The organism is uncultured Amaricoccus sp. (genome assembly GCF_937858865.1).
Taxonomy (GTDB): domain Bacteria; phylum Pseudomonadota; class Alphaproteobacteria; order Rhodobacterales; family Rhodobacteraceae; genus Amaricoccus.
On the sequence record NZ_CALLYO010000324.1, the window covers coordinates 1 to 4,177 of the forward strand.

General features: G+C 71.1%; 5 protein-coding genes. All 5 read left to right on the forward strand.

Annotated features, from left to right (window positions below):
* A partial coding sequence (locus tag Q0112_RS09150; RefSeq protein ID WP_297974257.1) for a sugar ABC transporter ATP-binding protein occupies window positions 1-1,350 on the forward strand: 1,350 nt, incomplete at its 5' end.
* Window positions 1,347-2,273, forward strand: coding sequence for an ABC transporter permease (locus tag Q0112_RS09155; RefSeq protein ID WP_297974259.1), 927 nt, complete (start codon window positions 1,347-1,349; stop codon window positions 2,271-2,273). The genes Q0112_RS09150 and Q0112_RS09155, both read left to right, overlap by 4 nt.
* Window positions 2,270-3,208 carry an ABC transporter permease gene (locus tag Q0112_RS09160; RefSeq protein WP_297974261.1) on the forward strand — a complete coding sequence of 313 codons (939 nt, stop codon included), beginning with the start codon at window positions 2,270-2,272 and terminating at the stop codon, window positions 3,206-3,208. Before Q0112_RS09155 ends, Q0112_RS09160 begins: the two co-directional genes overlap by 4 nt.
* 134 nt (window positions 3,209-3,342) lie before the next feature.
* Complete coding sequence (locus Q0112_RS09165) at window positions 3,343-3,711, forward strand: antitoxin Xre/MbcA/ParS toxin-binding domain-containing protein (RefSeq protein ID WP_297974263.1); 369 nt, start codon at window positions 3,343-3,345, stop codon at window positions 3,709-3,711.
* 8 nt (window positions 3,712-3,719) lie between these two features.
* Window positions 3,720-4,177: RES domain-containing protein (locus Q0112_RS09170; RefSeq protein WP_297974265.1), on the forward strand; the 458-nt coding region annotated here is incomplete at its 3' end.

The following is a 4,177-nucleotide window of genomic DNA, read 5'->3' on the forward strand; positions in this document are numbered from 1 at the left end:
GAATGCCTCGGCCTCGTCGGCCACAACGGCGCCGGCAAGTCCACGCTGATGAACGTCCTCGCCGGCGTCCTCCCCCCCGACTCCGGCCGCATCGAGATCGCCGGCCAGGACCTGACCCATGGCTACTCCGTCCGCACCGCCCACGCCGCCGGCGTCCGCTGCGTCTTCCAGGAGCTCTCGCTCTGCCCCAACCTCTCGGTCGCCGAGAACGCCCGCATCATGCACCCCGCCCTGCGCGGCCCCGGCTGGCAGCGCCGCGCCGCCGAGCTCATCCGCCGCTCCCTCGACACCATCTTCCCCGGCAGCGGCATCAGCCCCGCCCGCGAGACGGGCTCCCTCTCGATCGCCCGCCGCCAGATGGTCGAGATCGCCCGCGCCTTCACCGTCACCGACACGCCCGCCCGCCTCGTCATCCTCGACGAGCCGACCTCCTCGCTCGACAGCGTGCTCGCCGCCCAGCTCCTCGCCCACGTCCGCCGCTTCACCGCCGAGGGCGGCAGCGTCGTCCTCATCTCGCACCTCCTCGGCGAGATCCTCGCCACCGCCGACCGCATCGCCGTCATGCGCGACGGCGGCGTCACCGCCCTCGACGCCGCCACCGCCTTCGACCGCGGCTCCCTCGTCCGCGCCATGGGCAGCGTCGTCCCCCGCGGCGCCGACGAGACCCGCGCCGCCGTCCGCACCGCGACCTCCACCCCGGTCGTCCGCGCCCGCCCGACCCCCGCCTCCATCGAGCTCGTCGCCCACCCCGGCGAGGTCGTCGGCCTCGGCGGCCTCTCCGGCCACGGCCAGACCGAGCTCCTCGTCCGCGTCTTCGACCACGCCCCCGGCACCGAGGTCGCCGGCCCCGTCGCTCTGGTCGCCGGCGACCGCGTCACCGACGGCGTCTTCCCGCTCTGGTCGATCGCCGCCAACATCTCGATCGCCTCCCTCCGCCGTTTCCGGAAAGGCCCGCTCCTCGACCCCAAGGCCGAGCGCGCCTTCGCCGAGGACTGGCGCGCCAGGATCGGCATCCGCACCCCCGACATCGGAAACCCGATCCTCTCGCTCTCCGGCGGCAACCAGCAGAAGGCGCTCTTCGCCCGCGCCCTCGGCACCGACGCCATGATCGTCGTCATGGACGACCCGATGCGCGGCGTCGACGTCGGCACCAAGCAGGAGGTCTACGGCATGATCCGCGAGGAGGCGGCCCGCGGCCGAACCTTCCTCTGGTACACGACCGAGATGGACGAGCTCGCCAAGTGCGACCACGTCTACGTCTTCCGCGAGGGCGCCATCGTCGCCGACCTCCCCCGCGCCGAGATGACCGAGGAGAAGGTCATCCACGCCTCCTTCCGGGCCGACGCATGAACCCGCAGCTTCTCCGCAGCATCCTCCCCGCCGCCTCGCTCGCGGCGCTGCTCGTCGCCATCTTCTGGCTGCAGCCGCGCACCATGAGCTACTTCGGCCTCAACCTCCTGCTCAACCTCGCCGTCCCCATCGCGCTCGCCACCGTGGCGCAGATGTTCCTCCTCTGCGTCAACGACCTCGACCTCTCGATCGGCGCCTTCGTCAGCCTCGTCGCCTGCATCGCCGCCACCTGGCTGAACGACACGCCCCTCCTCGGCATCGCCGCCCTCGCCGCGCTCGTCGCCGCCTACGCCGGCATGGGCGCCCTCATCGAGCTCCGCCAGCTCCCCTCCATCGTCGTCACCCTCGGCATGTCCTTCGTCTGGCTCGGCCTCGCCGTCATGGTCCTCCCCACCCCCGGCGGCAAGGCCCCCGACTGGATCCGCACCCTGATGACGCTGAAGCCGGCCTTCGTCCCCTTCCCGATCATCGCCTCGATCCTCATCGCGCTGGTCGTCCACTTCGGCCTGATGCGCTCCTCCTACGGCGCCGTCCTGCGCGGCGCCGGCGGCAACCCCCGCTCGGTCGCCCGCGCCGGCTGGTCGATGCTGCGCGTCAAGGTCACCATGTTCGCCCTCGCCGGCCTCTTCGGCGTCCTCTCCGGCATCGCGCTGATCGGCCTCACCACCTCGGCCGACGCCAACATCGCGCTCCGCTACACGCTCCTCTCCATCGCCGGCGTCATCCTCGGCGGCGGCGAGTTCGTCGGCGGCCGCGTCTCCCCGATCGGCGCCGTCATCGGCGCCATGACGCTCACCCTCGCCGGCTCCTTCCTCTCCTTCCTCCGCCTCAACCCCGACTGGCAGATCGGCGCCCAGGGCGCGATCCTCATCATCGTCCTCGCGCTCCGCGTCCTCATCTCCCGCGCCGAGGCGAAAGCATGACCGCCCTCCTCCGCCAGCCCTGGATCTGGTCCTGGCTCGCCGCCCTCGCCGTCTGGCTCGGCATCGTCGGCTTCACCGGCGGCCAGGGCGGCATGGGCGTCATCACCGCCGCCCTCACCTTCGCCGCCTTCTACGTGCTGGTCGCCCTGGGCCAGATGTTCGTCGTCACCCTCGGCCCCGGCAACGTCGACCTCTCGATCCCGGCCTGCATGACCCTCGCCGCCACCGTCGCCATGAAGCTGATGGCCGAGGCCAACCACCTCATCCTCCTCGGCCTCGCCGCCGCCATCCTCGTCGGCCTCGCCGTCGGCGCCGTCAACTACGCCCTCATCCGCCTCCTCAGCATCCCGCCGATCATCGCCACCCTCTCCTCGAGCTTCCTCTTCCAGTCCGCGGCGATCTGGTACAACCGCGGCCTGCGCATCAAGCCGCCGCGCGCCCTCGCCGACTTCTCGACCGGCATGGCCTTCGGCATCCCCTCCCTCGCCGTCGTCGTCCTCGCCGTCTCCCTCCTCCTCCACCTCGTCCTCACCCGCACCATCTACGGCCGCCGCGTGCTCGCCATCGGCCAGAACCCCCGCGCCGCCAAGCTCGCCGGCGTCCCCGTCGAGCGTATCCGCGCCCTGACCTACGTGATGTGCGGCCTCCTCGCCGGCCTCGCCGGCTTCCTCGTCGCCGCCTTCTCCGGCGGCGCCGCCCTCAACATGGGCGCCGAATACCTGCTCTCCTCGATCGCCGTCGTGGTGATCGGCGGCACCTCGGTCAACGGCGGCTTCGCCAACGTCCCCGGCCTCTGGGGCGCCGCCCTCTTCCTCTTCCTGCTCACGACGATGCTCAACACCTTCGGCCTCGGCGCCGACCTCCGCCTCATCCTGACCGGCCTCGTCATCATCGCCGTCATCGTCGCCGCCAGCGGCCGCCGAACCGCGCCATAGCCAAGGCATCGCGCCGGCGGGTGTGCATTGCGCGGGAACGTGCGCCGCCCGAGGGTCGTCGCTTCCGCCCGAAGTGGTGCTGGCCATGCACTCGGAGCTTGACTGCCACACAGAATGACACCACATCCTGCCATATGAAGTGGAGTGTGACGATGCACATAGAAGCCTTTGCCGAAGGCGGCCTCTTCGCCCCCGCCCGCATTGCCGAGGTCCTGCGGACCACGAAGGACGAGGTCGCGCGCACCGTCGGCCTCGGCCGTGATGCGCTGATCCGGGCCGATCGGGTGCAGAGTCCCAAGACGCAGAAGCGACTGCGCGAAATGGTCGAGATCCTGAACCGGGTCGAACCCCGCTTCGGCTCTGCCCTGATCGCCTATGCCTGGTATCGGTCGGAGCCCCTCGCGGGCTTTGCCGGCCTGACCCCGATGCAGCTCGTCCGCGACGGCCGGGCAGCCGACGTGATGGACTATATCGACGCCGTCGATGCCGGCGTGCATGCCTGACCCGGGGCATGCGCTACCGCGGCCTCCTCTACCGTGCCCTGAACCCGATCCATGCTCGTGACCGCCTGTCGGGCGAAGGGGCGCGCAGGCATGGCGGGCGTTTCAACCCCAAGGGGATGCCCGCGCTCTACACCGCCCAGTCCGTGATGACGGCGATCCGCGAGGCCAACCAGATCGGCACCCTGCAACCGACGACCCTGGTCGCCTACGCGGCAGACATCGGCCCGATCTTCGACGGAACAGACTCCGCAGCCCTGGCCGCGCAAGGACTGAACCGGGCGGACCTCGCCGCCGACGACTGGCGCGTGAGGATGCTGGCCGGCGGCAAGGCGCCGACCCAGGAACTGGCGGAACGGCTGAAGGCTTCGGGCTTTGCCGGGATGCAGGTGCGGTCCTTTGCCAAGGGGGCAACGGATGCCGACCTGAATCTCGTCCTGTGGGTATGGGGTCCGGATGCGCCGACGAA

Bases quoted from the DNA above. Each gene is read 5' to 3' on its own strand.
- Q0112_RS09160 (WP_297974261.1), top strand. From the start codon at position 2,270: ATGACCGCCCTCCTCCGCCAGCCCTGGATCTGGTCCTGGCTCGCCGCC.
- Q0112_RS09155 (WP_297974259.1), top strand. From the start codon at position 1,347: ATGAACCCGCAGCTTCTCCGCAGCATCCTCCCCGCCGCCTCGCTCGCG.
- Q0112_RS09165 (WP_297974263.1), top strand. From the start codon at position 3,343: ATGAAGTGGAGTGTGACGATGCACATAGAAGCCTTTGCCGAAGGCGGC.